The organism is Caballeronia arationis (assembly GCF_001544975.2).
In the GTDB taxonomy this organism is placed as follows: Bacteria; Pseudomonadota; Gammaproteobacteria; order Burkholderiales; family Burkholderiaceae; genus Caballeronia; species Caballeronia arationis.
This window is the reverse complement of the sequence record NZ_FCOG02000567.1, coordinates 1-684: the sequence shown is the minus strand read 5'-3', so window position 1 is coordinate 684 and position 684 is coordinate 1. Positions and strand designations below refer to the sequence as shown.

The 684-nt window shown below is 56.6% G+C and carries 1 protein-coding gene; it reads left to right on the top strand.

Translation table 11 applies throughout. The features are described from left to right. Window positions 1-684 (top strand): sensor histidine kinase (locus tag AWB81_RS43885; RefSeq protein ID WP_144444435.1); only part of this gene is annotated, 684 nt, incomplete at both ends.

Sequence of the window (684 nt, the reverse complement as noted above, 5' to 3'; positions counted from 1 at the left end):
GTACTGTCGCACGAGCTAAAGAATCCGCTTAATCTAATTCACGTCAAAGCTGAGTTGCTGAGCCGCTCGCCCGAGGTGAAGGATTTTGCGCTGGTTCAGGATGCGGCGGACGCGATTCAACGTTCGGTCCTCGGGCAATCCAAGATCATTGACGACCTGTTGGATCTGTCGCGGGTGCGCACTGGCAAGTTGGCGTTGCATTGCTCGCCAGTCAATCTTGCATCCGTTCTTCAAGCGATTGTCGAGGCGAGTGAGGCGGAAGCCGCGAACAAGCAGATTCGAATGTTAGTGTCAGGCGTTGACGCGCCGTTGACGATTCAGGCCGATCCGGTACGCCTGGAGCAGATGCTTTGGAACGTGGTACGCAATGCCTTAAAGTTCACGCCGCACGGCGGACGCGTGAATCTGTCGCTTACGCGCGATGATCGATATGTCTGCGTCGAAGTATGCGATACCGGGCGAGGCATCGCGCCTGATTTTCTGCCCAAGGTCTTCGATATGTTTAGTCAAGCGGACGGCGGCGGCCGACGTGATCGCGGCGGTTTAGGCATCGGCTTGTCGCTCACCAAGCAACTGATTGAAATGCATGGCGGACGCATTGAGGGCTCCTCGGCTGGATTGGGACAAGGATCCTGTTTCCGGCTATGGTTGCCATACCTTCCTCCATCCACACCGGTATTGCGC